Source organism: Pseudomonas sp. RIT-PI-S (genome assembly GCF_025642975.1).
Taxonomy (GTDB): domain Bacteria; phylum Pseudomonadota; class Gammaproteobacteria; order Pseudomonadales; family Pseudomonadaceae; genus Aquipseudomonas.
This window is the reverse complement of record NZ_JANZKJ010000007.1, coordinates 214,159-237,031: the sequence shown is the minus strand read 5'-3', so window position 1 is coordinate 237,031 and position 22,873 is coordinate 214,159. Positions and strand designations below refer to the sequence as shown.

Sequence of the window (22,873 nt, the reverse complement as noted above, 5' to 3'; positions counted from 1 at the left end):
ATGAGCGACTGGATTGGCGCGTTGGCGCGGCTGCACGCGGCGGGCGAAGCCTGCGTGCTGGTCACGCTGATCGAGGAACGCGGTTCCACGCCGCGCAACGCCGGGGCAAAAATGGTAGTCACGGCCAATGCCGCGTTCGACACCATTGGCGGCGGCAACCTGGAGTTCAAGGCTCTGGGCATCGCCCGCGAACTGCTCGCCGACGGCAGCCGCCAGTCGCGCCTGGAGCGCTTCAGCCTCGGCGCCAGCCTGGGCCAATGCTGTGGCGGAGCCGCCGTGGTGTTGTTCGAGCCCTTGGGCCAACCCCAGGCGCATATCACGGTCTTCGGCGCAGGCCACGTGGGCCGGGCGCTGGTGCCGCTGCTGGCCAGCCTGCCGTGCCGAGTGCGCTGGGTAGACGCCCGCGCGGAGGAGTTCCCTACAGCGTTGCCGCCGGGGGTGGAAGCGATCGTCAATGATGACCCGGTGGAGGAAGTCGAACGGCTGCGCCCGGGCAGCTACTGCCTGGTGATGACCCACGACCACCAGTTGGACCTGCTATTGAGCGAGGCCATTCTGCGCAGGGACGACGTACACTGGTTCGGGCTGATCGGCTCGCGCACCAAGCGAGCCCGTTTCGAGCACCGCCTGCGCGACCGCGGCGTGCCCCCCGAAGCGCTGTTGCGCATGCGCTGCCCGGTCGGGCTGGCGCCGGTCAAAGGCAAACTACCGATAGAGATCGCGGTCTCGATTGCCGCGGAAATCATTTCCATCTACAACGCAAGTTTCGGCCAAGACTGCCAGGGCAGCGAGGCCCTTACCCGCCTCACGCCACAGTCTCGGCGCAACTCCTCGGTACGACAGAGCATTCCATGAAGCCAACCCGCAAAGCCTACCGCGCCAGCCTGCTGCATAGCCTTGGCGATCCCACCGAGGTCGGCATAGAAGCCTCCTATGAATACATCAGCGACGGCTTGCTGCTGATCGAAGACGGCAAGATCGCCGCCCAGGGCGAAGCGGCGGCGCTGCTGCCCACCTTGCCGGAAGGCACGCCGGTCGAACACTTCGAACGGGGCCTGATCACGCCCGGGTTTATCGACACCCATATCCACCTGCCGCAGACCGGCATGATCGGCGCTTACGGCGAGCAACTGCTGGACTGGCTCAACACCTACACCTTCCCCTGCGAGCGGCAGTTCGAGAACAAGGCCCACGCCGACGACGTGGCGGCACGCTTCCTGGCCGAGTTGCTGCGCAACGGCACCACCACCGCACTGGTGTTCGGCAGCGTTCACCCGCAATCCGTCGATGCCCTGTTCGAAGCGGCGCAACGCCTGGACCTGCGGTTGATCGCGGGCAAGGTGATGATGGACCGCAACGCGCCGGGCTACCTCACCGATACCGCCGAGAGCAGCTACGCGCAGAGCAAGGCGCTGATCGAGCGCTGGCATGGCAAGGGCCGCCTGCACTACGCGGTCACCCCACGCTTCGCCCCCACCAGCACGCCTGAGCAACTGGCAATGGCCGGCCGCCTGTTGGCCGAACACGACGGCCTGTACCTGCAAACCCACCTGAGCGAGAACGCCAAGGAGATCGAGTGGGTGAAGGCGCTGTTCCCCGAACGCCAAGGCTACCTGGACGTCTACGACCACTACCATCTGCTGGGCGAACGCTCGGTGTTCGCCCACGGTGTGCACCTGTGCGAAGAAGAGTGCGCACGGCTGGCCGACACCGGCTCGGCCATCGCCTTCTGCCCGACCTCCAACCTGTTCCTGGGCAGCGGCCTGTTCAACCTGCCCATGGCCGAGCGGCACAAGGTCAAGGTCGGGCTGGGGACGGACGTGGGCGGCGGCACCAGCTTTTCGATCCTGCAAACCCTTAACGAAGCCTACAAAGTGATGCAGCTCCAGGGCGCGCGGCTCAACCCGTTCAAGTCGCTGTACCTGGCTACCTTGGGGGGCGCGCGCGCCCTCTCGCTGGACCGCCAGATCGGCAGCCTGGAAGTGGGCAAGGAGGCAGACTTCCTGGTGCTGGACCTCGCCGCCACACCGCTGCTCGATTACCGCCTGCAGCAGTGCAAGGACATCGCCGAAACGCTGTTCGTGCTGATGACCCTGGGGGACGATCGGGTAGTGCGGCATACCTTCGCCATGGGGCAAAAGGTGCATAGCCGTTAGCTACCAGGCGCCGGGGCCCGGGCGTTGCCGGGCCTTCGGGGGCACGGACCTGCGCCTACAGGCCCTTCACCTTGGAAAACACCTCTTGCAGGCCCGGCGCCGGCTTGGCCTGGAAATCGAGCTTGGCGTCGATATGGTCCATATGGCTCATCATCAATGCCACGGCCTGTTCAGCGTTCCGGGACTCGATGGCATCGATCAAGGCGGTGTGCTCGTTGAATGAGCAGTGGTTGCGCTCGCCGCTTTCATACAGGGCAATGATCAGTGAGGTTTGCGATACCAGGCTGCGCTGGAAGCTGATCAGCGGCTGGTTACCCGCCGCCTCGGCGAGCTTGAGGTGGAACTCGCCGGATAACCTGAGGCCAGCGCCACGGTCGCCGCGATCGAAGCACTGGTGTTCATCGGTGACCAGCTGGCGCAGCTCGGCCAGATGAGCCTCGGTGGCGTGCTCCACCGCCAGTTCCGTCACCGCGCGCTCCACCAGGCGCCGTGCCAGGCAAACCTGGCGGGCCTCGGCCACACTCGGGCTGGCAACGATCGCCCCGCGGTTGGGCCGCAATGCCACCACACCTTCATGGGCCAGCCGCGACAGCGCCCGGCGAATGACCGTTCGGCTCACGCCGAAGATCTCGCCCAGGCCTTCTTCGCTCAAGCGCGTACCCGGCGCCAGCCGTTGCTCGAGAATGGCCTCGAACACATGGGCATAAACGCGATCATCGCGGGTCGCGCCGCGCACCGCCTTAGCGGGGTGCCTGGGCTGCTTCAAGTCGGGCAACTGTTCGTTCATAGCCACTCGTAGCGCAAAAAAGGGAGGCGGATTGTACCTTAGCGTTGTAAGAAGCAGACGACGCAAGGGTTGCCAAACCTGTATGCGAGCGGATAATTCCTACACTTTCCGCCGCTGTGCATGAGCCTCGAAGCATGAACCCCAAAGCATGAACCTGGAAACCTGGACGTTGTTCGCCGCCGCCGCGCTTGTGGTGATCGTTATCCCCGGGCCGCTGTCCTTGCTGATGGTCAGCAACAGCCTCAACTTGGGGATCCGCCGCTCATGGCCGGCGTTCGTCGGCGGGGTCAGCGCCTCGCTGTGCCTGCTCAGTGCGTCCGCCTTGGGGCTCGGCGCCTTGCTGGCGGCGTCCGCCGGCTTGTTTCAGGCCCTGAAAGTGGCCGGCGCGCTTTACCTGTTCTACCTGGCTTGGGCGAGCTGGCGCCAGGCTCGCCAGCAGGCGATCCCCGCGTCGCTGGCCGCCCCAGGGCAGCAAAGCCTGGGCGCGCTGTTCGGCAAGGCTTTCGCTTTGGGCGCCAGTAACCCGAAGGACATTCTGTTTTTCGCCGCCTTCCTGCCGCAGTTCATCCGCGCCGATCATCCCCTCGGCCAGCAACTGCTGGTGATGGTCGCCACTTGGGCGGTACTGGACCTGTGCTGCAAACTGGCCTACGGCTTGCTGGCACGCGGCGCCGCCGGCTACTTGCGCAGCGGCCGCGGCCAGCGCTGGTTCAACCGCTCCAGCGCGGCACTGTTCGCCGGCGCTGGAGCGGCCGCGCTGTTAAGCCGTTAGCTGCCGCGGTAGGTCGAGTAGCTATAAGGCGACAACAGCAGCGGCACGTGATAGTGCGGTTGCTGCGCGTCGATGCCAAAGCGCAATACCACCTCATCGAGAAACGGCTGCTGCGCCAGGGGCACGCCTTGGGCGTGGTAATAGGCGCCGGCTTCGAAATGCAGCTGGTATACCCCGCTGACATACCTATCCCCCTCCAGCAGCGGCTGATCGCAGCGGCCATCGGCGTTAGTCACGGTACGCAGCAGCAGTTCCAGGCCCTCGCCCTTTACCCGGTAGAGCTTCACTTGTATGCCGCTGCCTGGGCAGCCTCGGCTTGCGTCCAATACGTGGGTGGTCAAACGCCCCATGAGGCCTCCTCTATGAACTCTGATGCACTGCTTTGGCGCGGCGCTCGCTTGGCCTGCCGCCCTGAGCCCGCCAGAGCGGCCAATTTTAAAAGCTGACCACCCAGGCAAGTTTCTTGCAACGCCGCGGTTGTCGAGGCAGGATACAAGCCAGCTAGATTGATGCCAATGCGATTAGTGCTTTGTATACAACCAACCAGCCCGCAATGCCTGCCAAAAGGAACCCGCCGTGAGCGACCATTACCCTCGCAACCTCATTGGCTATGGCGAACACCCCCCACATCCGCAGTGGCCTGGGCAGGCCCGTATCGCCTTGTCATTCGTGCTCAATTACGAGGAAGGCGGCGAGCGCAACCTGCTCCACGGCGACCAGGAATCCGAGGCGTTTCTCTCGGAGATGGTCGCCGCGCAACCGTTGCAGGGCGCCCGTAACATGAGCATGGAATCTTTGTATGAATATGGTAGCCGCGCGGGCGTCTGGCGGATCCTGCGGCTGTTCCGCCAGCAAGGCATACCGCTGACCGTGTTTGCCGTGGCCATGGCGGCGCAGCGCCATCCGGACGTGATCCGCGCCATGGTGGCCGCGGGGCACGAAATCTGCAGCCATGGCTACCGCTGGATCGACTACCAGCACATGGACGAAGCCCAGGAACGCGAGCATATGCGCCAGGCGATCGAGCTGCTCACCGAACTGGCCGGCGAGCGGCCCTTGGGCTGGTATACCGGCCGCACAGGCCCCAACACGCGGCGGCTGGTGATGGAGGAAGGCGGCTTCCTGTATGACTCCGACACCTATGACGACGACCTGCCCTATTGGGAACCCGCCACCCCCACGGGCAAGCCGCACCTGGTGATCCCCTACACGCTGGACACCAACGACATGCGCTTCACCCAGGTGCAGGGCTTCAACACGGGCGAGCAGTTCTTCCAGTACCTCAAGGACGCCTTTGACGTGCTCTACGAAGAAGGCGCGCAGGCGCCGAAGATGCTGTCCATCGGCTTGCACTGCCGGCTGGTCGGCCGGCCAGCGCGGCTGGCGGCGCTGCGCAGGTTCATTGAATACGCCAAGGGCCATGAGCAGGTATGGTTTGCCCGGCGGGTCGACATCGCCCGCCACTGGCACGCCACCCACCCCTTCCAGCCGGAGGTGGCGCAATGACCGTGTTCGCCACGCTGGAGCCCGCGACGCTGGGCCGAGAAGCCTTTATCGCGGCCTTCGCGGACGTCTACGAACATTCGCCCTGGGTGGCCGCGCACACCTGGGACCGCCTTGGCGGGCAGGGCTTGGAGAGCATCGAGGCCGTGCATGCGGCCATGAGCGCGACCCTGCTGAGCGCCGATCACGACCGCCAGCTGACGCTGATCCAGGCCCACCCGGACCTCGCCGGCAGGGCCGCGATCGCCGGCCAGTTGACCGCCGCCAGCAGCAGCGAACAGGCCGGGGCCGGCATTCACCTGTGCACGCCAACGGAGTTCAGCCGCTTCACCGAACTCAACGCAGCCTACAAAGCGCGCTTTGGCTTCCCCTTCATCATGGCCGTCAAGGGCAGCGACCGGCACCAGATACTCGCCGCCTTCGAAACCCGGATTCACCATGCCAGGGGGGTGGAGTTCCGCTGCGCCCTGGACGAAATCAACAAGATCGCACTGTTTCGCCTTCAAGCCCTTTAACCGTTCAAGGCCTACCCGATGAAAGCCTACGCCGCGCCCTTCGAAAAGTACCTCAACCTGGCCGACGCCCGCCTCGGCACCCGCGCCCTGTCGGTGAGCGATGACTGGTTCGCCGACGTCAACCGCCTGTTCCAGCCGCACCCGGCGGTGTGGAAAGAAGGCGTGTTCGACGACAACGGCAAATGGATGGATGGCTGGGAATCACGGCGCAAGCGCTTCGAAGGCTATGACCACGCAGTGATCCGCCTGGGCGTGCCAGGTACGCTCAAAGGGGTGAACATCGACACCTCCTGGTTCACCGGCAACTATCCGCCCTCGGCGTCGTTGGAAGCCTGCTACCTGGCCGCGGGTGACCCAGACGAGCACACTCAGTGGCTCGAAGTGCTACCGGCGGTGGAACTGCAAGGCAACAGCCAGCACTACCATGCCATCGAACACGACCAGCCCGTGAGCCACCTGCGCTTCAACATTTACCCCGACGGCGGCGTGGCGCGCCTGCGCGTGCATGGCATTCCCTTCGTCGAGTGGGCCGGCGCGGGCGATCAGCCGCTGGACCTGGCCGCCGCGCTCAACGGTGGCCGGGCCTTGGCCTGCTCGGACCAGCACTACGGGCATATGGGCAACCTGCTCAACCCCGGCCGTGGCGTGAACATGGGCGACGGCTGGGAAACCGCGCGGCGCCGCACGCCTGGCAACGATTGGGTGATCATCGCCCTCGGCCACCCGGGCACCGTGGAGCAGATCGTGGTCGACACGCTGCACTTCAAGGGCAACTACCCGGACAGCTGCTCGATCCAGGCGGCGTTCGTGAAGGGCGGCACCGACAGCCAGATCGAAACCCAAAGCCTGTTCTGGCGTGAACTGCTGCCCAGCCAAAAACTGCAGATGCACCAGGAGCATCACTTTGCCGAGCAGATCCGCGACCTCGGGCCTATTACCCACATTCGCCTGAACGTGTTCCCCGACGGCGGCGTGAGCCGGCTGCGGATCATCGGCCGGCCAGCGCGCTGAAATGAACGTGCCCCTCCTCCATTCATACGGGCTATCGCCATGCGCCAACTGCCTATCGAGCCGCTGAGCCGCGAGGCCTTCGCACCCTTCGGTGACCTGATCGCCACCGAAGGGCGCGAGCACTTTCTGATCAACAACGGCTCCACCCAGCGCTACCACCGCCTCGCGCAGGTGCAGCTAAGCGGGCCGGAAGACACCGGCATCATCAGTATCTTCCGCGCCCAGGCACTGGCCATGCCACTGGTGATCAGCATGCTCGAGCGCCACCCCCACGGCAGCCAGGCGTTCATGCCGCTGCTGGGGCACCCGTTCCTGATCGTGGTGGCGCCCCCCGCCGATACGCCAGACCCGCAAGCCATCCGAGCGTTTTTCAGCGACGGCCGACAAGGGGTGAACTACCACCGTGGCGTGTGGCACCACCCAGTGCTCGCGCTACAGCCGCAGGACGACTTTCTGGTGGTCGACCGCAGCGGGCCTGGCAATAACTGCGACGAGCATTTCTTCCCCGTGGCGCAGCAATGGCTGCTGAACCCAGAGCAGGCTCTGGCACACGCCGAATCTCGAGGTTAACGCGTGCAAGCACACCTGATGGAGTGGCTGAACCTTGGGGTTCGCTGGATTCACATGATCGTGGGGATCGCCTGGATCGGCGCGTCCTTCTACTTCGTGTGGTTGGAAAACAACCTGGACCGGCGCAACCCGAAAGAAGGGCTTGCCGGCGAGCTGTGGGCGATCCACGGCGGCGGCATTTACCACTTGACCAAGTTCAAGCTGGCGCCGCCGCAAATGCCGGAACACCTGCATTGGTTCAAGTGGGAGGCCTATACCACTTGGCTCTCGGGGGTGGCCCTGCTGTGCGTGGTGTTCTACGCCAACCCGGCGCTGTACCTGTTGCCGCCAGGCAGCACCTTGAGCCCAGCGGTGGCCGTGGCCTTTGGCCTGGGCTCGTTAGCGGTGGCCTGGGCGGCCTATGAAATCCTTTGCGACAGCGCCCTGGGCGAGCGCCCCGCCCTGCTCGGGTTGGTGCTGTTCGGGCTGATCGTGGCCGCCGCCTATGGCTTCAGCCAGGTGTTCAGTGGCCGCGGCGCCTACCTGCATGTGGGGGCGATCATGGGTACCATCATGGTGGGTAATGTGTTTCGGGTGATCATGCCGGCGCAGCGGGCATTGGTCGCGGCCATCGCCGAAGGCCGCACGCCAGACCCAGCCCTGCCCGCCAAAGGCCTGTTGCGCTCGCGGCACAACAACTACTTCACCCTGCCGGTGCTGTTCATCATGATCAGCAACCACTTCCCGAGCACTTACGGCAGCGCCTATAACTGGCTGATCCTCGCCGCCATTGCCGCGATCGCCGTGCTGGTGCGGCACTACTTCAATACCCGTCACAACAGCCAACGCTTCGCCTGGGCGCTGCCGGTGGGCGCGCTGGCGATGGTCAGCCTGGCGTACGTCACCGGCCCCGCGCCGCTCGCCACCAGCGCCAGCCTCCAGTACCAGCCGCTGCCGGAAACCGCCCTCGGTGGGCAGCGTTTCGACGACCGGCCGGCCACCCAGCCGGCAACGCCAGAGCCGGCCGCCAAAACCGCCACGCCTCCGGCAACAGCCGCCGCCACCCCGGCCGCCCAGCCAGGCACCGGGTTCGACCGCGTGCACGGCGTGATCCAGGAACGCTGCGCGGTGTGCCACTCCGCCCACCCCACCAGCTCGTTGTTCAGCAGCGCGCCGGCGGGGATTCTCTTCGATACACCAGAGCAGATCCAGCAACTGGCACCGCGCATTCAGGCGCAGGCGGTCAGCAGCCAGATCATGCCGTTGGGCAACATCACGCAGATGACGCCCGAGGAGCGCAAGCTGCTGGGGGACTGGATCGCCGCAGGGGCGAACATACGCGAGTAACCCTCGCCTGCGCTGCCCTGCCTATGGGCTAACCACAGCCTAACTTCTTCGAAATCGCCCCGTCCTGGGGCGATTGCCTTTCACATTGCGCCTCTTTATGCTGCGCGCCCTTTTGCGAGCTTCCGCTGCAAGCCTGGGCGTTTTCAGCCTCAGACGCGACCATTCAGGCCTCACGGCTTTTTTTGATCACTCAGACAGCTATTTATCGCTGGCAGCAGGCGGCTGGCGCAGCAATTGCTAAAGGGTTGTGGCGGCCAGCAAACCTGACCGCCCAGACAGCACTTTTTATCCAGGTAGCGCCAACGCAGCGCCGCCGTACTCACCAGGAGCTTTGAATGAACCGTACCTTATCCAGCCTTCTGGTCGCCGGCACTGCGCTGGCGGCAGGCAACGCCCAGGCCGCCGGCGATTGGCTGCAATGGCAAAGCAACAGCCTGACCTACCTGAACGGCCGGGACTTTACGGTCGATCCAGAAATTCAACAGACCTTCACCTTCGAACATGCCGATTCCTGGAAATACGGCGACAACTTCCTGTTCGTGGACAAGATCTTCTATAACGGCAAGGCCTCTTCCAGCGCAGGCAACAGTACCCTCTATGGCGAATTCAGCCCGCGCATCTCTGCCGGCAAGATCCTCGACCGCCCGATCAAGATCGGCCCGGTCAAGGACGTGCTGCTGGCCATGACCTACGAGTTCGGCGAGGGTGACAACGAGTCTTACCTGATCGGCCCAGGCTTGGATTTCGACGTGCCAGGCTTCGACTACTTCCAGCTCAACTTCTACAAGCGGTTCACCCGCGGCCCGCGCGCCGGGGACAACGTGTGGCAGATCACCCCGGTGTGGTCCTACACCATCCCCGTGGGCAAATCCGACGTGCTGATCGACGGCTTCATGGACTGGGTCGTGGGCAATGACAGCAACAACCGCGGCACCTATCACGCCAACCTGCACTTCAACCCGCAGATCAAGTACGACCTGGGCAAGGCGCTGAACATGACCGAGCGCCAGCTGTATGTGGGGATCGAATACGACTACTGGAAGGACAAGTACGGCATCAAGGACACCCCGTACTTCGATACCGACCAGAACACCGCCAGCTTGCTGGTCAAGGTGTTCTTCTAAGCCGATAGAGGTTGTGCCCTGCGGGAACGGGAAAAGCCCGCGAAAAAATCGCGCAGGCACAACCCTCGCGGCGTTCGGCAACACTGGGCAAACGCCTACCCAGCCCGGCACAATAGCCGCCATGACCACCCACACCTTTCACCCCGCCTGCTGCACGCCACTGGACTGGCACTGCCCGCTGCCGTTGCCGGTGGCGGGCAGCCTGTTCGCCAGCTGCAGCTTCCAGCCTTCGCGATTGGCCCCCGAGGACTTTCCCGGAACCGGCATCGCCAAGCCCGCGAGCATCGAGCGCTCGGTGGCCAAGCGTCAGGCTGAATTCCTGGCCGGCCGCCTGTGCGCCCGCTCGGTGCTGTCGCGCCTGGGGCTGCCGGAGTGCGAGGTGCCGATTGGCGAGGACCGCGCGCCCGTGTGGCCTGCGGGCATCCGTGGCGCCATCACCCACAGCGATGGCTGGGCCGCCGCCATTGCCGCGCCAGCACACGCCCAACGGGGGCTGGGGCTGGACGCAGAAACCCTGCTCGCCCCGGACCGCGCATTGCGCCTGGCCGGGGAGATCCTCACCCCCGCCGAGCTGGAGCGGCTGCCCGCCGACCCCGAGCGGGCGGCGCTGGCGGTTACCTTGACTTTCTCGTTGAAGGAAAGCCTGTTCAAGGCGCTGTACCCACTGGTGCTCCAGCGCTTTTATTTCGAGGCTGCGGAGTTGCTGGAGTGGTCCTGCGAGGGCCAGGCACGGCTGCGCCTGCTCACTGACCTGGGCGCAGGCTGGAAATCGGGTACGACGCTTGCAGGGCAATTCACAGTGTTGGAAGGGCATTTGTTGAGCTTGGTCAGCGTTCCGGCCTGACGTGACGAGTGGCCATTTCCTAGGGTAATTCCTACAACCCGCGAGGCACGGGGCTCTCAGGTTTACCCCACATTTTGCCCACACCTTATCCACATTTCTCGATGTTGCAATGACCAGCGAACCGCATTATCGTGTAGCCCGTCAGCGCGAGACCCACTACATGTAGTGGTTAGCTGCTTTAACGCAACACAATTCTCATAAAAACTTCAAGCCTTTTCGTTGGGAAGTTTTTATCAGCGAAACGGGCAGCCAAACGTCGTTGGCGCCTTGGCTATTCATGCCCAGCTATGCCATGGAGGCGCCCACCCGCGTCTCCCTTATTCGTCATGAAGTCGCTGTATTCCGGCCAAGCCGGCTGATGGTCGTCGTGGCCAGGTCGCCTTCGTCGGTTGTCGTGCTTCATATGGAACGGTGGCCACCCCTACCGCGCCTAAATACACATAGAGATCGTGGAGAACCCCATGCACATCGACACCACTCGCGAGAACCCGCAAGGCCAGGCGCCCCAGGGCGTGGGCTCCGCTCAGGAGCTGAGCGCCACCGCCCCCGGCCAGCTGCGCGTGATCAAGCGTAACGGTACCGTCGTCCCTTACACCGACGACAAGATCACCGTGGCCATCACCAAGGCGTTCCTCGCAGTGGAAGGCGGCACCGCCGCCGCGTCTTCGCGCATCCACGACACCGTCGCGCGCCTGACCGAGCAGGTCACCGCGACCTTCCGCCGGCGCATGCCGTCCGGTGGCACCATCCATATCGAAGAAATCCAGGACCAGGTCGAACTGGCCCTGATGCGCGCTGGCGAGCAGAAGGTCGCCCGCGACTACGTGATCTATCGTGACCAGCGCGCCAAGGAGCGTGCCAGCCGCAGCAGCGCCGGCCAGCCCGCGCAGCCGCACCCGAGCATTCGCGTGACCCGCGCCGACGGCAGCCTCGAGCCGCTGGACATGGGCCGCATGAACACCATCATTTCCGAGGCCTGCGAAGGCTTGCAGGAAGTCGAAGGCGAGCTGATCCAGCGCGAAACCCTGAAGAACCTCTACGACGGCGTGGCCCTCAAGGACGTCAACACCGCGCTGGTGATGACCGCCCGCACCCTGGTGGAGCGTGAGCCCAACTACTCCTTCGTGACCGCACGCCTGCTGATGGACACCCTGCGCGCCGAAGCCCTGAGCTTCCTCGAAGTGGCCGATAGCGCGACCCACCACGAAATGGCCGACCTCTACGCCAAGGCGCTGCCTGCCTACGTGGCCAAGGGCGTGGAATACGAGCTGCTGAACCCGGAACTGGCCAGGTTCGACCTGGCCAAGCTGGGCGCGGCCATCGATCACGAGCGCGACCAGCAGTTCACCTACCTGGGCCTGCAGACCCTCTACGACCGTTACTTCATCCACAAGGATGGCGTGCGCTTCGAGCTGCCGCAGGTGTTCTTCATGCGCGTGGCCATGGGCCTGGCCATCGAGGAAAGCAACCGCGACGAACGCGCCATCGAGTTCTACCGCCTGCTGTCTTCGTTCGACTACATGGCCTCCACGCCGACCCTGTTCAACGCCGGCACCCTGCGCCCGCAGCTGTCCTCGTGCTACCTGACCACCGTGCCGGACGACCTCTCGGGCATCTACGGCGCGATCCACGATAACGCCATGCTGTCCAAGTTCGCCGGCGGCCTGGGGAACGACTGGACCCCCGTGCGCGCGCTGGGCTCGTACATCAAGGGCACCAACGGCAAGTCCCAGGGCGTCGTGCCCTTCCTGAAGGTGGTCAACGACACCGCGGTCGCGGTCAACCAGGGCGGCAAGCGCAAGGGCGCGGTGTGCGCCTACCTGGAAACCTGGCACTTGGACATCGAGGAATTCCTCGAGCTGCGCAAGAACACCGGTGACGACCGTCGCCGCACCCACGACATGAACACCGCCAACTGGATTCCAGACCTGTTCATGAAGCGCGTGTTCGAAGACGGCAAGTGGACCCTCTTCTCCCCGTCCGAAACGCCAGACCTGCACGACCTCACCGGCAAGGCCTTCGAAGAGCGCTACGAGTATTACGAAGCCCTGATCGAGTACGGCAAGATCAAGGTCTACAAGACCCTTCAAGCCAAGGACCTGTGGCGCAAGATGCTCTCGATGCTGTTCGAGACCGGCCACCCGTGGTTGACCTTCAAGGATCCGTGCAACCTGCGCAGCCCGCAGCAGCACGTGGGCGTGGTCCACAGCTCGAACCTATGCACCGAGATCACCTTGAACACCAACAAGGACGAGATCGCGGTCTGCAACCTGGGCTCGATCAACCTGCCGAACCACATCGTCGACGGCAAGCTGGATACCGCCAAGCTTTCGCGCACCGTCAAGACCGCCGTGCGCATGCTCGACAACGTGATCGACATCAACTACTACTCGGTGCCGCAGGCCCGCAACTCCAACCTCAAGCACCGCCCGGTAGGCTTGGGCATCATGGGCTTCCAGGACGCGCTGTACCTGCAGCACATCGCCTATGGCTCGGACGCCGCGGTCGAGTTCGCCGACAAGTCCATGGAAGCGGTGAGCTACTTCGCCATCCAGGCTTCTTGTGACCTGGCCGACGAGCGCGGCGCCTACCAGACGTTCGACGGTTCGCTGTGGTCCAAGGGCGTGCTGCCGCTGGATTCGCAACAGATCCTGATCGAGGCCCGTGGAGCCAAGTACATCGACGTCAACCTGGACGAAACCCTGGACTGGGCGCCGGTGCGCGAGCGTGTGAAAAAAGGCATTCGCAACTCGAACATCATGGCCATCGCGCCGACCGCGACCATCGCCAACATCACGGGCGTGTCGCAGTCCATCGAGCCGACCTACCAGAACCTGTACGTGAAATCGAACCTCTCCGGCGAGTTCACCGTGATCAACCCCTACCTGGTGCGCGACCTCAAGGCACGCGACCTGTGGGACTCGGTCATGATCAACGACCTGAAGTACTACGACGGTTCCGTGCAGCAGATCGAGCGCATTCCGCAAGAGCTCAAGGACCTGTACGCCACCGCGTTCGAAGTGGACACCAAGTGGATCGTCGAAGCCGCCAGCCGTCGCCAGAAGTGGATCGACCAGGCGCAATCGCTGAACCTGTACATCGCCGGCGCGTCGGGCAAGAAGCTGGACGTCACCTACCGCATGGCCTGGTTCCGTGGCTTGAAAACCACCTACTACCTCCGTGCCCTGGCCGCGACCAGCACCGAGAAGTCCACCATCAGCACCGGCAAGCTCAACGCCGTGAGCAGCGGTGGCGACGGCGCCCTGCAAGCCGCCCCCGCGGCCGCCGCGCCAGCCGGCCCGGCCCCGGTGCCCAAGGCCTGCGCCATCGACGAGCCGGATTGCGAGGCTTGCCAGTAACACCGCCGCGCCAGGCGCCTGCCCCTTCAGGCGCCAAACCGGCCGGCAACGAGGCCCGACGGCCTCATTCAGAAAGGCTGCTCGCCGCCAGGCGGGCACCACTCACACCAAGTTCACTGGGCGCCTGCCTGGTGATCTTCAAAGCAGGAGATACCCACCATGCTGAGCTGGGACGAATTCGATAAAGACGACGGCGAAGCCGCCGTAGCGGGCATTGGCGCCCAGGCTGAAGCCACCGCCATGGATAAACTCGACAGCGCCGGTGACGCCGCTGCCCTGCAAGCCCGCGAAGTGACCGCTGACGACAGCGCCGCGGTAGCCCGCGCCAAGGCCGCACTGAACAGCCTGGACATCGCCGAGGGCCTGGCCGAGCTGGAAGGCTCGGCTACCCGGGTGAAGGTCGATGAAAAGCGCATGATCAACTGCCGCGCCGACCTGAACCAACTGGTGCCGTTCAAGTATGACTGGGCCTGGCAGAAGTACCTCGACGGCTGCGCCAACCACTGGATGCCGCAAGAGGTCAACATGACCGCCGACATCGCCCTGTGGAAGAGCCCGGAAGGCCTGACCGACGACGAACGCCGGATCGTGATGCGCAACCTGGGCTTCTTCTCCACCGCCGACTCGCTGGTGGCCAACAACCTGGCCCTGGCGGTGTACCGCCTGATCACCAACCCCGAATGCCGCCAGTACATCCTGCGCCAGGCGTTCGAAGAGGCGATCCACACCCACGCCTACCAGTACTGCATCGAGTCGCTGGGCATGGATGAAGGCGAGATCTTCAACATGTACCACGAGATCCCGTCGGTCGCGAAGAAAGCCGCCTGGGGCCTGAAGTACACCCGCGCCATCTCCGACCCGCAGTTCAACACCGGTACACCGGAAACCGACAAGGAACTGCTGCGCAACCTGATCGCCTATTACTGCGTGCTGGAAGGGATCTTCTTCTACTGCGGCTTCACCCAGATCCTCTCCATGGGCCGCCGCAACAAGATGACCGGCGTCGCCGAGCAGTTCCAGTACATCCTGCGCGACGAATCCATGCACCTGAACTTCGGCATCGACGTGATCAACCAGATCAAGATCGAAAACCCGCACCTGTGGGATGCCGAGCTCAAGGAAGAAGCCACCCAGATGATCCTCCAGGGCACCCAGCTGGAGATCGAATACGCTCGCGACACCATGCCACGCGGCGTGTTGGGCATGAACGCGGCCATGATGGAGGACTACCTCAAGTTCATCGCCAACCGCCGCCTGTCGCAAATCGGCCTGAAGGAAGAATACCCAGGCACCACCAACCCGTTCCCATGGATGAGCGAGATCATGGACTTGAAGAAAGAGAAGAACTTCTTCGAGACGCGGGTGATCGAGTATCAAACGGGCGGCGCGTTGAGCTGGGATTAACGTGTATCAACGGTGTTTCTCACGCAAAATTGAAAGCTTCTCGGATACCTTAAATACTTGCACCATAATCGTTCACAATAAGACTAGCTGATGCCGTCTGCGACTTGCCTTCGAACTAAGCCTTGGCTGCGCAGAAATGCCGCCCCGCTCATTTATCATGAGCGGGGCGCTTACCATAATTAACACGTCCACCTTTGCCGAGCGCCTTAGCGACAGCGTTCATGGTGCCGCTGACCTGATCACGGACTTCGATGTGACCCAGGACAAGATCGACGTGGCGGCCCTGGGCTATACAGGCCTAAGGGATGGCACCAATGGCACCTTGAAGCTGGTGTACGACACAGACCTGCACCGCACCTATCTCAAGGACTACGATCTGAATGCCGAGGGCCAGCGCTTCGAAATCGCTTTGGAAGGCGGCTACACCAGGACATTCACCGCAAACAACCTGGTCGTTGCGAGCACCGTTTCAACGGCTGAGCACTCCCCTGATACCGCTATTGAACTTGTAGGCGTTGCGCCAAGCGATGTCCACTGGCAGGCTAATATATTAATTCTACAGTGCCGCTCGCCTCGGTTTGTGAAACAGAAGCGAGCTAAATTGTCTAAATTCCGACTTTCTATTACCGTCTTTACTGCCAGCCATTAGACCTGAGCAGTGCGGTGCTATAGCATATCTAATATTTATTTTGGATTGATAAGAAATTATAAATAGTAAATAGAATGATTCAATAGCTTTAACATCAGTGTAAAATTATCGATAAAAATTCGCCACGCGTTAAGATTCGGCGCATCTAGTTAAATTATAATTTATTATACGGCCAGTTCGCCACGGGCATCTGCATCGTGACCACCCTGGATCCGCTGGGCCAGCCCACTGGGCTGACAGTCAGCAGTTTCAATTCGGTATCGCTGGAGCCCGCACTGGTACTATGGAGCCTTCGCAAGGAATCCTGGAGCGCAGCGGCCTTCCGGGCAGCCAGCGGCTTCGCCATCAATGTGCTTTCCGGAGGCCAGCGGGAGGTTAGTGACCGTTTTGCTCGGCCGATGCCAGACAAGTTTCATAACGTCGAATTCACCCTGGGCAAGTACAACATGCCGCTGATCCAGGGTGCCATCGCCCAATTCGAATGCCAGAAGTACCGTCAATTAGACGGAGGGGACCATTGGATCTTCGTTGGCGAAGTGCTTGACTTCCATCAAGCCCAAGGTGATCCACTGATTTTCCACGGTGGCCGCTACGCTACGGCTTACCCTGCAGTCACGCCAGCCTAAAACGTCCCCGGGGGTAGTAGATTGACCCCGCCCCCTTTGGCGTAAGCGGCCTGGACGTCCTCGCGGGCCGCGATGCGCGCCACGTAACTGGCCAGATTGGGTAATTCACGGATATCAACGTTGAATTGATCGTGGATGCGCAACCAGGGATAGATGGCCATATCGGCAATCGAGTACGCGGGGCAGATGAATTCGCGTCCGGCCAAGGCCTGGTCGAGTGTTTTAAACAAGTGAAGCGTCTATGCCTGATAGCGCGATCTTGCGTACTGGTTGCCTTCGGTATCTTGATGAATGAAATGATAGAGCTGCCCGGCCATTGGTCCCAAGCTGCTTACCTGCCAGGCTAGCCAGTGAAGCACTGCGTAGCGCTCGGCCCCCGTAGGCGGCAGGAACTGCCCGTGTGTTTCCGCGAGGCACTGAAGGATGGCCGCAGACTCGGGCAATGTCACCGCCTGCTCCTCGTCGATCAACAGCGGGATCTTTCGATGAGGGGTTAAGCGAGCAAACTGCGGTTGGTGTTGCTCACCCAGCGCGAGGTCAATCCGTCGAATCTGGTAGGGCACGCCGAGAGCTTCCAGCATAATCAGGATCTTGTGACCATTAGCCGTCGGCGCGAAATAAAGTGTGTACATGGCAGCGGCTCGCAGCAGACCGCGCATGGCGGAGGGGGAATCGGTGCGGTCGAGCTCGACTCGAACCGCCCCGAGGATCAGGCAATCGGGTAACGCTTGAATACGTCAGTCTGTTCCAAGCGAACTGCATGGGCCTTGAGGGCCGGGAAGTCATCGGCCTTGACCACATCGGGCAACATAAGCTGCATGAACGACCAAGCCACCGCATTTGTGATCGCCGCCTGGTCTGGTCGAGCGCCTAGGGACGGTTGCGCAGCCAATTGCTTGTCCAGTTCGGCACATGCTGCCAGCAGCTGTCCGGTGACGCGTTCGACCCATGGCAAATGAAGCTTTTCCGCCGGACGAAGATTATGTTCATAGACGATCTGAACGGTCTTTTCGCATGCGGCCAATGCCAGCCCCAGTGTACGCAAGGCGGTGGCCAATTCCTGGGACTTCTGGGGCAACAACTTGCTGGGGGGGGCGCTGAGAGTCTCGAAGTAATCAATGATCAAGGTCGAGTCCATGAGCACAGAGCCGTCATCCAGAACCAGAGTCGGCGCCTTGACCACCGGGTTGATCTTGGAAAAGGCCTCGAAAGCGCTGAACACCGACAGCGGCTCATGCTTAAACTCGATCCCCAAAAGGTCCAGGGAGATCGCCACCCGGCGAACATAGGGTGAATCCAGCATGCCAATGAGCTTCATCCATCATTCTCCTTAATCAATATTGATTTCCAGCACCGCTGGCCGACGCTTGTACATATCGCTGAACAGCCATGAAAGGGGCTGGCGCGGTTCCTTCGCTTTGGCGGGAGCAAGCTGCAAAATACCTTCACCATCAATGAGGGCCAGCCCGGGAGGCAGCTTCACACGCTCGCCAGGTCCAATCAAAAGGTCAACACCGTCCGAGCTGATCCAGTGCCTGCCACTCACTGCGCGAGCGTAAATGTCGCAGCCAAAGCGCACTGACAGCAACTGCGCCCTGAGCAACGAAACCTGCAACCATTTGCGATCGTCACGGGTAGGCCTGCTGAGGGTCATCTCTAGCGCATCTCCTACATTGCCCATGGCGCAGATCCTCTTGCTGGCTTACGACTTTACTATCTCTTACATTAATGAGAATCTGCGATCCAATATATCTATATTTTCTGAATTTATACGAAAGAAATACTTACATGTCGAGCATTCCCCCCATCACTTGCCTGCGCAGTTTCGAGTCTGTTGCACGGCTGGGTAGCGTCACTGCTGCTGCCAAGGAGCTGCATGTCACCCATTCAGCCATCAGTCAGCAGATTAAGGTGCTGGAGGATATGATCGGGGTTACCCTCTTCGTCCGCGAAGGTCGGGGTCTACGGGTGAGTGAAGACGGCCGGCTCTATGCTTTGCAGATCCGTGAATCATTGAGCGGTATCGCCGAAGCCACACGGCTGATCAAGTCTCAGCCCAAGTCAACTGAGTTGGTGGTAGCCGTTCTTCCTTCGTTCGGTCTCAGTTGGTTACTGACTCGCTTGCCGCGCTTCCAGCAATTACAGCCACACATCAGCATTCGACTGCAGGCCAGCTTGGCGGTGTCAAACCTGAGTAGAGAATCTGTCGACGTCGGTATCCGTATGGGCAAGGGTGACTGGGATGGAGTCGAAAAACAGCTGCTGTTTAACGACGAAACGCTCGTAGTTGCTGCTCCTCATTTCAATCAGGGGGGGCTGCCGCTCACCCCTGAGGAAATCATTGGCAGCAACATAATATTCAACATGGAGTCGTGGCAGCCCTGGTGCCAGGCCGCAGGGCTCGATATTGATGTCCCCCGCGTTGGCCTGTGCAGCAATGACTCCAATCTTGTCCTGCAAGCCGTGCGGCTTGGCCAGGGCATCGCGCTTGAGCGCCGTAGCCTTGTTCACGACGCGATCAATAGAGGAGAACTGGTGCAGCTGTCGCAGGTGACGGCGCCCTACCCCTACCCCTATTGGCTGGTGTTGCCCAATCGAGAGCGCTCGGAAGCCAAGCAACGTGTGTTCACCAGTTGGCTGACCGGAGAAGTCGCTGAGTATCTAAACGAATTAGATCAAGGCAACGAGGAAAAGGAGTGAAAATGGACCGGCATCTGGATGGCAACGCGTGATTATCACTGGTGGTAGCAAAGGCATTGGGCTGGCCTGTGCTAAGGCCTTCGCGGCAGAGGGCGCACGGGTGGCGATAATCTCCCGAGATCCCGCAAACCTTAGGGCCGCCCAGGTCAAGCTCGACCAATGTGGCTATTCAGTGACTGTGCACACACAGGACCTGGCCTCGGCCGAAGGTTGCGAACGAGCCATGGCCATTCTTAAGCGTGAGATCGGGCCGCTAGATATCCTGCTCAATTGCGCAGGAGCGGCGAAGAAGTACCCTCTCAACACCATGGTGCCGGCCCACTTTCTTGAAGCCTTGCAAGCCAAGTTCACCCCCTATCTCAACATGCAGCACCAAGCACTACGCTCGTTTGCACGCCAACGTGCCATATTCCCGCGGCAGGACAAAGCCATGTGAATATCATCGGCATCGGCGGTCGCCATGTCATGGCTAATCACCTGGCTGGCGGGCTGGCCAACGCTGCATTGCTGTTTCTCAATGCCGGCTTGGCCAATGCCCATGCAGGCAGCGGTGTCCGCATCAACGCCATTAATCCCGGACTGATCCTTACCTCTCGGACGGAACAGACGTTGGCCTTCGAGGCCGAGGTTAGCGGATCGACCGTTCAGAAAGTACTTGAAGCCAAGGAGACGGCACTGCCTATTGGACGGCTGGCCAAACCAGAGGAAATCGCCGACGTCGCCCTCTTCCTAGCCAGTTCCAGAGCAAGTTATGTAACCGGCGCGGTGATCGACATGGACGGAGGCCTGCACCCCTCCCTATAAAAGGAGTTAGGCGTAGTGGTCAACTGATCCCGGACACTGCGTTAGTTTTTCCTCGGTATCGGCTGGCGTGAATAAGTTGAACACTTTAAAAGCCGTCAGCGCTCCGCCTGAAGTCGCCTCGGGGTCAAGGCGGCTGCGCGCTCTGCCACTTCCAATCAGGTGGCAAGGTCACGCCAGGTAAGGTAAACCCGAAGGTCGAACTCTAATTGGTGATAACCGGGCTGCATATATTCGCAGAGCTTGTAGAAAGCCTTGTTGTGGTCGGATTCCTTCAAGTGCGCCAGTTCATGCACCACGATCATTTTCAGAAACTGTGGTGCGGCTTCCTTGAACAAGGAGGCGATACGAATTTCTTTCTTAGCCTTGAGCTTGCCGCCTTGCACCCGGGAGATCGCCGTGTTCAACCCGAGCGCGCGATGGGTCAGGTCGAGCCGGTTATCGAACAGCACCTTGTCGGGGCTGGGCGCGTTGCGCAGGTGCTCCTGCTTGATGTCCAGTACATAGCCATACAGCGCCTTGTCGCTTTGTATAGCGTGCCGCTCCGGATAACGCTGCTGCAGGTAATCGCCCAGGCGTTGCTGCTCGATCATCTGGCGCACCCGAGCTTGCAGGTCGGCGGGGTAGGCTTGCAGATACTTGAGCGGGGGCATGGCGGCAACACATTGAAAAAGGCGGCGGCCAGTGTATCTCAACCGTTCACGCCGCCCCAGTCGAAGCGCTTGGGGAAAAGCCCGGCACTGGCCAAGGCCACGGGCTACTGTGAAGCATGTGGCCTGGTCGAAAGGCCGAGGCTTTGTGTTTATGAGGTATCAATCGCTTCAGGCCGCGGCATCGGACCTGGAGCAAGCCAGGGCAACCTGCGCATGGACGGGGTACTACACACTCATCAGCAGTCCGTAGCTCGCTGGGGCTGACGCCCAAAAAACTGCAACGTAACTCGCCTTATCAGCCACCCATTACCCTTTTGGGCCGGGTGGGCGTCACCCGCATCCTGCAAGGCAAGGGCGCGGCCTGCGGCTTGGCGCAAGATGCCATCGAGCGCTCCATCGAAGCGTCGCGGATGGTGGCGTCTACCGGCTTGGTGGCTCATCCGCTGAATGAGCGCCTCGAAGACTTCTTTACCAGGATCGGATTTGAGCGCCTGCCTGAGCTGTCGCAGGCAACCATGCTGTTGAGTTTCTATTGAGTCACCGTTCCTGCCAGCGACCTACCTCCCCACATCCCGCGCCGCCTTGCACAGCAAATCCTCAAAACACTGCGCGGCCGGGGTCAGCAACACGCCAGCGCGGCGTACTACATAAATGGACGGCGCCACCATGGTTTCGCGCACTGGCGGCGCTGCGCTACCGCAATGTGCCACTGAACATCATCGGCATGTTCTGCATGCTCACCAGCCTGTTCGTGCTCAGCGTGATGATGCCCAACTACCTCACCGATTATCTGCACCTGGAGGTGCAGCAGATGGGCTTCGTGATGTCGGCCATTGGCCTGGTGGCTTTCTCGGCCAGCTGCTGATGCCGGCATTGTCGGACCGCATCGGGCGCAAGCCCGTGGTGGTGCTGTCATTCATCGCCACGGGGATGTCCATCTGGCTGTTAAGCCGCACCGGCGCTCAACCAATGGTGCTGTTCACGCTGCTGTTCGCCACTACCTTTTTCAACTTCAGCATGATCTGCATGACGGTCGGCCCGCTCACGGCCGAATCGGTACCTGCCGCTCTGACCTCCACTGCCACCGGCCTGGTGATCGGCATCGGTGAAGTGTTTGGTGGCGGCGTGGCACCGGCGCTCGCGGGCTTTATCGCCCAGCACCACGGTATCGAGAACACCTTGTACCTGGCGCTGGCAGGTGTGGCAGTGGGGTTGGTGGTGGCGCTGTTCCTGCGCGAAACCGCGCCGCTGCGTGTGCAGCCCAAAGCCCAGGCCAGCGCCAAGGTCGTGTGATGGCCTAGCGGCTGCCGCTTAACGCTCCAGGATCTGGAAGGCATCATCAAGCGGTGCATAGCCCACCGCTTGCTTGGTCTGCTCGATCGAAAGGCGTTTGTAACGGTTATCAGACACCCCATGCACAACCGTGAAGCCGGTCAATTCGGCTTCCACGCATCGGCCAAGCAACGCCGTCACATCCCGCTCGCTGATAAATGCCGCTACGTCCCGAGGGCTATGTCGTTCCCCGGGGCTGAACCGGGCAACATTGGCGATACGCACCGCAACAGTGACCATGCTGCCATCGTTGGCATGCAGCGAGGCGAGCGCTTCCCCGCAGGCCTTGCTCACCCCATAGAAATTTCCAGGCCTGGGGGGCATGTGCTCATGCACTTGAACATCGATTGGGTAACCCTCGATCGCTTGCGCGCTACTGGCCAGAATGAACCGCTTGCAGCCTTGCGCCTTCGCGGCCCGCAGCATGTTATAGGTGCCCACGATATTGACCGGCAGCAGTGAGGTCATGAAATCCGCATCGGGATTGGGGTCGGCCGCCAGGTGAATAACCGTATGGATACCTTCGCAGGCCGCTAGGCAGGCCTCCGGCTGGGTGATATCCAGCGCAACGCTGTCTGCCGATGCCGGTAGGTTTCGAGTGTTCACATCCGCCAGGCGCAGGTCCATCGTGGCCGCATAGGCCTGCCAGAACGCGGTGCCGATCCGGCCGGCGGCGCCCGTTACCAAGACTTTTCCCGCTGCCATATCCGTAGGCCTCATAGAAGAAACGCTTGAGTCTAG

Annotated in this window: 27 protein-coding genes and 1 pseudogene; 20 read left to right on the top strand and 8 right to left on the bottom strand. The window is 61.8% G+C overall.

Going from position 1 to position 22,873, the window contains the following annotated elements; genetic code table 11:
* Both xdhC and guaD read left to right on the top strand, forming a co-directional pair.
* Positions 1 to 855: a xanthine dehydrogenase accessory protein XdhC gene (xdhC, locus tag OGL93_RS12605; RefSeq protein WP_263262983.1), complete on the top strand. Its 855-nt coding sequence runs from the start codon at positions 1 to 3 to the stop codon at positions 853 to 855.
* Positions 852 to 2,156 (top strand): guanine deaminase, encoded by a 1,305-nt coding sequence (guaD, locus tag OGL93_RS12600; RefSeq protein ID WP_263262982.1) that lies wholly within the window; start codon positions 852 to 854, stop codon positions 2,154 to 2,156. Before xdhC ends, guaD begins: the two co-directional genes overlap by 4 nt.
* 55 nt (positions 2,157 to 2,211) lie before the next feature.
* Here the strand turns inward: guaD and OGL93_RS12595 are convergent, their stop codons facing one another.
* Complete coding sequence (locus OGL93_RS12595) at positions 2,212 to 2,943, bottom strand: GntR family transcriptional regulator (RefSeq protein WP_346659645.1); 732 nt, start codon at positions 2,941 to 2,943, stop codon at positions 2,212 to 2,214.
* A gap of 148 nt (positions 2,944 to 3,091) precedes the next feature.
* Here OGL93_RS12595 and OGL93_RS12590 point away from each other — a divergent pair, with 148 nt between their 5' ends.
* Entirely contained in the window at positions 3,092 to 3,715 is a 624-nt protein-coding gene (locus OGL93_RS12590) for a LysE family translocator (RefSeq protein ID WP_263262981.1), read from the top strand.
* Here OGL93_RS12590 and uraH read toward each other — a convergent pair.
* A complete protein-coding gene (uraH, locus tag OGL93_RS12585; protein WP_263262980.1) occupies positions 3,712 to 4,065 on the bottom strand; it encodes a hydroxyisourate hydrolase in 354 nt (117 codons plus the stop codon). The genes OGL93_RS12590 and uraH overlap by 4 nt on opposite strands.
* Positions 4,066 to 4,291: 226 nt before the next feature.
* Between uraH and puuE the strand changes: the two genes are divergently transcribed.
* The 11 genes and pseudogenes from puuE to OGL93_RS12530 form a co-directional block, all read left to right on the top strand.
* Positions 4,292 to 5,221, top strand: a complete 930-nt coding sequence (puuE, locus tag OGL93_RS12580; protein ID WP_263262979.1) for an allantoinase PuuE — start codon at positions 4,292 to 4,294, stop codon at positions 5,219 to 5,221.
* Positions 5,218 to 5,733: a 2-oxo-4-hydroxy-4-carboxy-5-ureidoimidazoline decarboxylase gene (gene uraD, locus OGL93_RS12575; RefSeq protein ID WP_263262978.1), complete on the top strand. Its 516-nt coding sequence runs from the start codon at positions 5,218 to 5,220 to the stop codon at positions 5,731 to 5,733. The genes puuE and uraD overlap by 4 nt, the downstream gene beginning before the upstream one ends.
* Before the next feature lie 18 nt (positions 5,734 to 5,751).
* Entirely contained in the window at positions 5,752 to 6,744 is a 993-nt protein-coding gene (alc, locus tag OGL93_RS12570; protein ID WP_263262977.1) for an allantoicase, read from the top strand.
* A 39-nt stretch (positions 6,745 to 6,783) separates the two neighbouring features.
* A complete protein-coding gene (locus OGL93_RS12565; RefSeq protein ID WP_263262976.1) occupies positions 6,784 to 7,314 on the top strand; it encodes an ureidoglycolate lyase in 531 nt (176 codons plus the stop codon).
* Positions 7,315 to 7,317: 3 nt separating this feature from the next.
* Entirely contained in the window at positions 7,318 to 8,640 is a 1,323-nt protein-coding gene (locus OGL93_RS12560; protein WP_263262975.1) for a urate hydroxylase PuuD, read from the top strand.
* A 335-nt stretch (positions 8,641 to 8,975) separates the two neighbouring features.
* Complete coding sequence (locus OGL93_RS12555) at positions 8,976 to 9,764, top strand: outer membrane protein OmpK (RefSeq protein ID WP_263262974.1); 789 nt, start codon at positions 8,976 to 8,978, stop codon at positions 9,762 to 9,764.
* A 121-nt stretch (positions 9,765 to 9,885) separates the two neighbouring features.
* Entirely contained in the window at positions 9,886 to 10,608 is a 723-nt protein-coding gene (locus tag OGL93_RS12550; protein WP_263262972.1) for a 4'-phosphopantetheinyl transferase superfamily protein, read from the top strand.
* A 461-nt stretch (positions 10,609 to 11,069) separates the two neighbouring features.
* A complete protein-coding gene (locus OGL93_RS12545) occupies positions 11,070 to 13,967 on the top strand; it encodes a ribonucleoside-diphosphate reductase subunit alpha (RefSeq protein WP_263262971.1) in 2,898 nt (965 codons plus the stop codon).
* A gap of 159 nt (positions 13,968 to 14,126) precedes the next feature.
* On the top strand, positions 14,127 to 15,371 hold the full coding sequence (locus OGL93_RS12540) for a ribonucleotide-diphosphate reductase subunit beta (RefSeq protein WP_263262969.1): 1,245 nt from the start codon (positions 14,127 to 14,129) through the stop codon (positions 15,369 to 15,371).
* A 253-nt stretch (positions 15,372 to 15,624) separates the two neighbouring features.
* Positions 15,625 to 16,020 (top strand): hypothetical protein, encoded by a 396-nt coding sequence (locus OGL93_RS12535; protein ID WP_263262968.1) that lies wholly within the window; start codon positions 15,625 to 15,627, stop codon positions 16,018 to 16,020.
* Positions 16,021 to 16,202: 182 nt separating this feature from the next.
* Positions 16,203 to 16,646, top strand: a pseudogene (locus OGL93_RS12530) (flavin reductase family protein); the annotation flags it as partial.
* Here the strand turns inward: OGL93_RS12530 and OGL93_RS12525 are convergent.
* The 4 genes from OGL93_RS12525 to OGL93_RS12510 form a co-directional block, all read right to left on the bottom strand.
* A complete protein-coding gene (locus OGL93_RS12525) occupies positions 16,643 to 16,876 on the bottom strand; it encodes a glutathione binding-like protein (RefSeq protein ID WP_263262966.1) in 234 nt (77 codons plus the stop codon). The pseudogene OGL93_RS12530 and the gene OGL93_RS12525 overlap by 4 nt on opposite strands.
* A gap of 9 nt (positions 16,877 to 16,885) precedes the next feature.
* The gene (locus OGL93_RS12520) at positions 16,886 to 17,278 is read right to left on the bottom strand and encodes a glutathione S-transferase N-terminal domain-containing protein (protein ID WP_263262964.1); all 393 of its coding nucleotides are present in this window, start codon (positions 17,276 to 17,278) and stop codon (positions 16,886 to 16,888) included.
* A gap of 77 nt (positions 17,279 to 17,355) precedes the next feature.
* Entirely contained in the window at positions 17,356 to 17,964 is a 609-nt protein-coding gene (locus OGL93_RS12515; protein WP_263262963.1) for a glutathione S-transferase, read from the bottom strand.
* Between the two features lie 12 nt (positions 17,965 to 17,976).
* On the bottom strand, positions 17,977 to 18,327 hold the full coding sequence (locus OGL93_RS12510) for a hypothetical protein (RefSeq protein WP_263262962.1): 351 nt from the start codon (positions 18,325 to 18,327) through the stop codon (positions 17,977 to 17,979).
* 107 nt (positions 18,328 to 18,434) lie between these two features.
* On the opposite strand from OGL93_RS12510, the gene OGL93_RS12505 reads away from it, so the two are divergent.
* From OGL93_RS12505 to OGL93_RS12495, 3 genes are read left to right on the top strand one after another with little or no spacing between them, the layout of a single operon-like run.
* A complete protein-coding gene (locus OGL93_RS12505; protein ID WP_263262961.1) occupies positions 18,435 to 19,346 on the top strand; it encodes a LysR substrate-binding domain-containing protein in 912 nt (303 codons plus the stop codon).
* A 28-nt stretch (positions 19,347 to 19,374) separates the two neighbouring features.
* Entirely contained in the window at positions 19,375 to 19,782 is a 408-nt protein-coding gene (locus OGL93_RS12500) for an SDR family oxidoreductase (RefSeq protein WP_263262960.1), read from the top strand.
* Positions 19,779 to 20,150, top strand: a complete 372-nt coding sequence (locus OGL93_RS12495) for an SDR family oxidoreductase (RefSeq protein WP_346659644.1) — start codon at positions 19,779 to 19,781, stop codon at positions 20,148 to 20,150. The genes OGL93_RS12500 and OGL93_RS12495 overlap by 4 nt, the downstream gene beginning before the upstream one ends.
* 155 nt (positions 20,151 to 20,305) lie before the next feature.
* Here the strand turns inward: OGL93_RS12495 and OGL93_RS12490 are convergent, their stop codons facing one another.
* On the bottom strand, positions 20,306 to 20,800 hold the full coding sequence (locus OGL93_RS12490) for a M48 family metallopeptidase (RefSeq protein ID WP_181122238.1): 495 nt from the start codon (positions 20,798 to 20,800) through the stop codon (positions 20,306 to 20,308).
* 323 nt (positions 20,801 to 21,123) lie between these two features.
* Here OGL93_RS12490 and OGL93_RS12485 point away from each other — a divergent pair, with 323 nt between their 5' ends.
* From OGL93_RS12485 to OGL93_RS12475, 3 genes are all read left to right on the top strand, one after another.
* Positions 21,124 to 21,336, top strand: coding sequence for a hypothetical protein (locus tag OGL93_RS12485; RefSeq protein WP_263262959.1), 213 nt, complete (start codon positions 21,124 to 21,126; stop codon positions 21,334 to 21,336).
* Between the two features lie 167 nt (positions 21,337 to 21,503).
* Positions 21,504 to 21,665, top strand: a complete 162-nt coding sequence (locus OGL93_RS12480; protein ID WP_263262958.1) for a hypothetical protein — start codon at positions 21,504 to 21,506, stop codon at positions 21,663 to 21,665.
* Complete coding sequence (locus OGL93_RS12475; protein ID WP_263262956.1) at positions 21,665 to 22,093, top strand: MFS transporter; 429 nt, start codon at positions 21,665 to 21,667, stop codon at positions 22,091 to 22,093. Before OGL93_RS12480 ends, OGL93_RS12475 begins: the two co-directional genes overlap by 1 nt.
* A gap of 18 nt (positions 22,094 to 22,111) precedes the next feature.
* On the opposite strand, the gene OGL93_RS12470 is transcribed toward OGL93_RS12475, so the two are convergent.
* Complete coding sequence (locus OGL93_RS12470; protein WP_263262955.1) at positions 22,112 to 22,837, bottom strand: NAD(P)-dependent oxidoreductase; 726 nt, start codon at positions 22,835 to 22,837, stop codon at positions 22,112 to 22,114.
* Positions 22,838 to 22,873 lie beyond the last annotated feature (36 nt).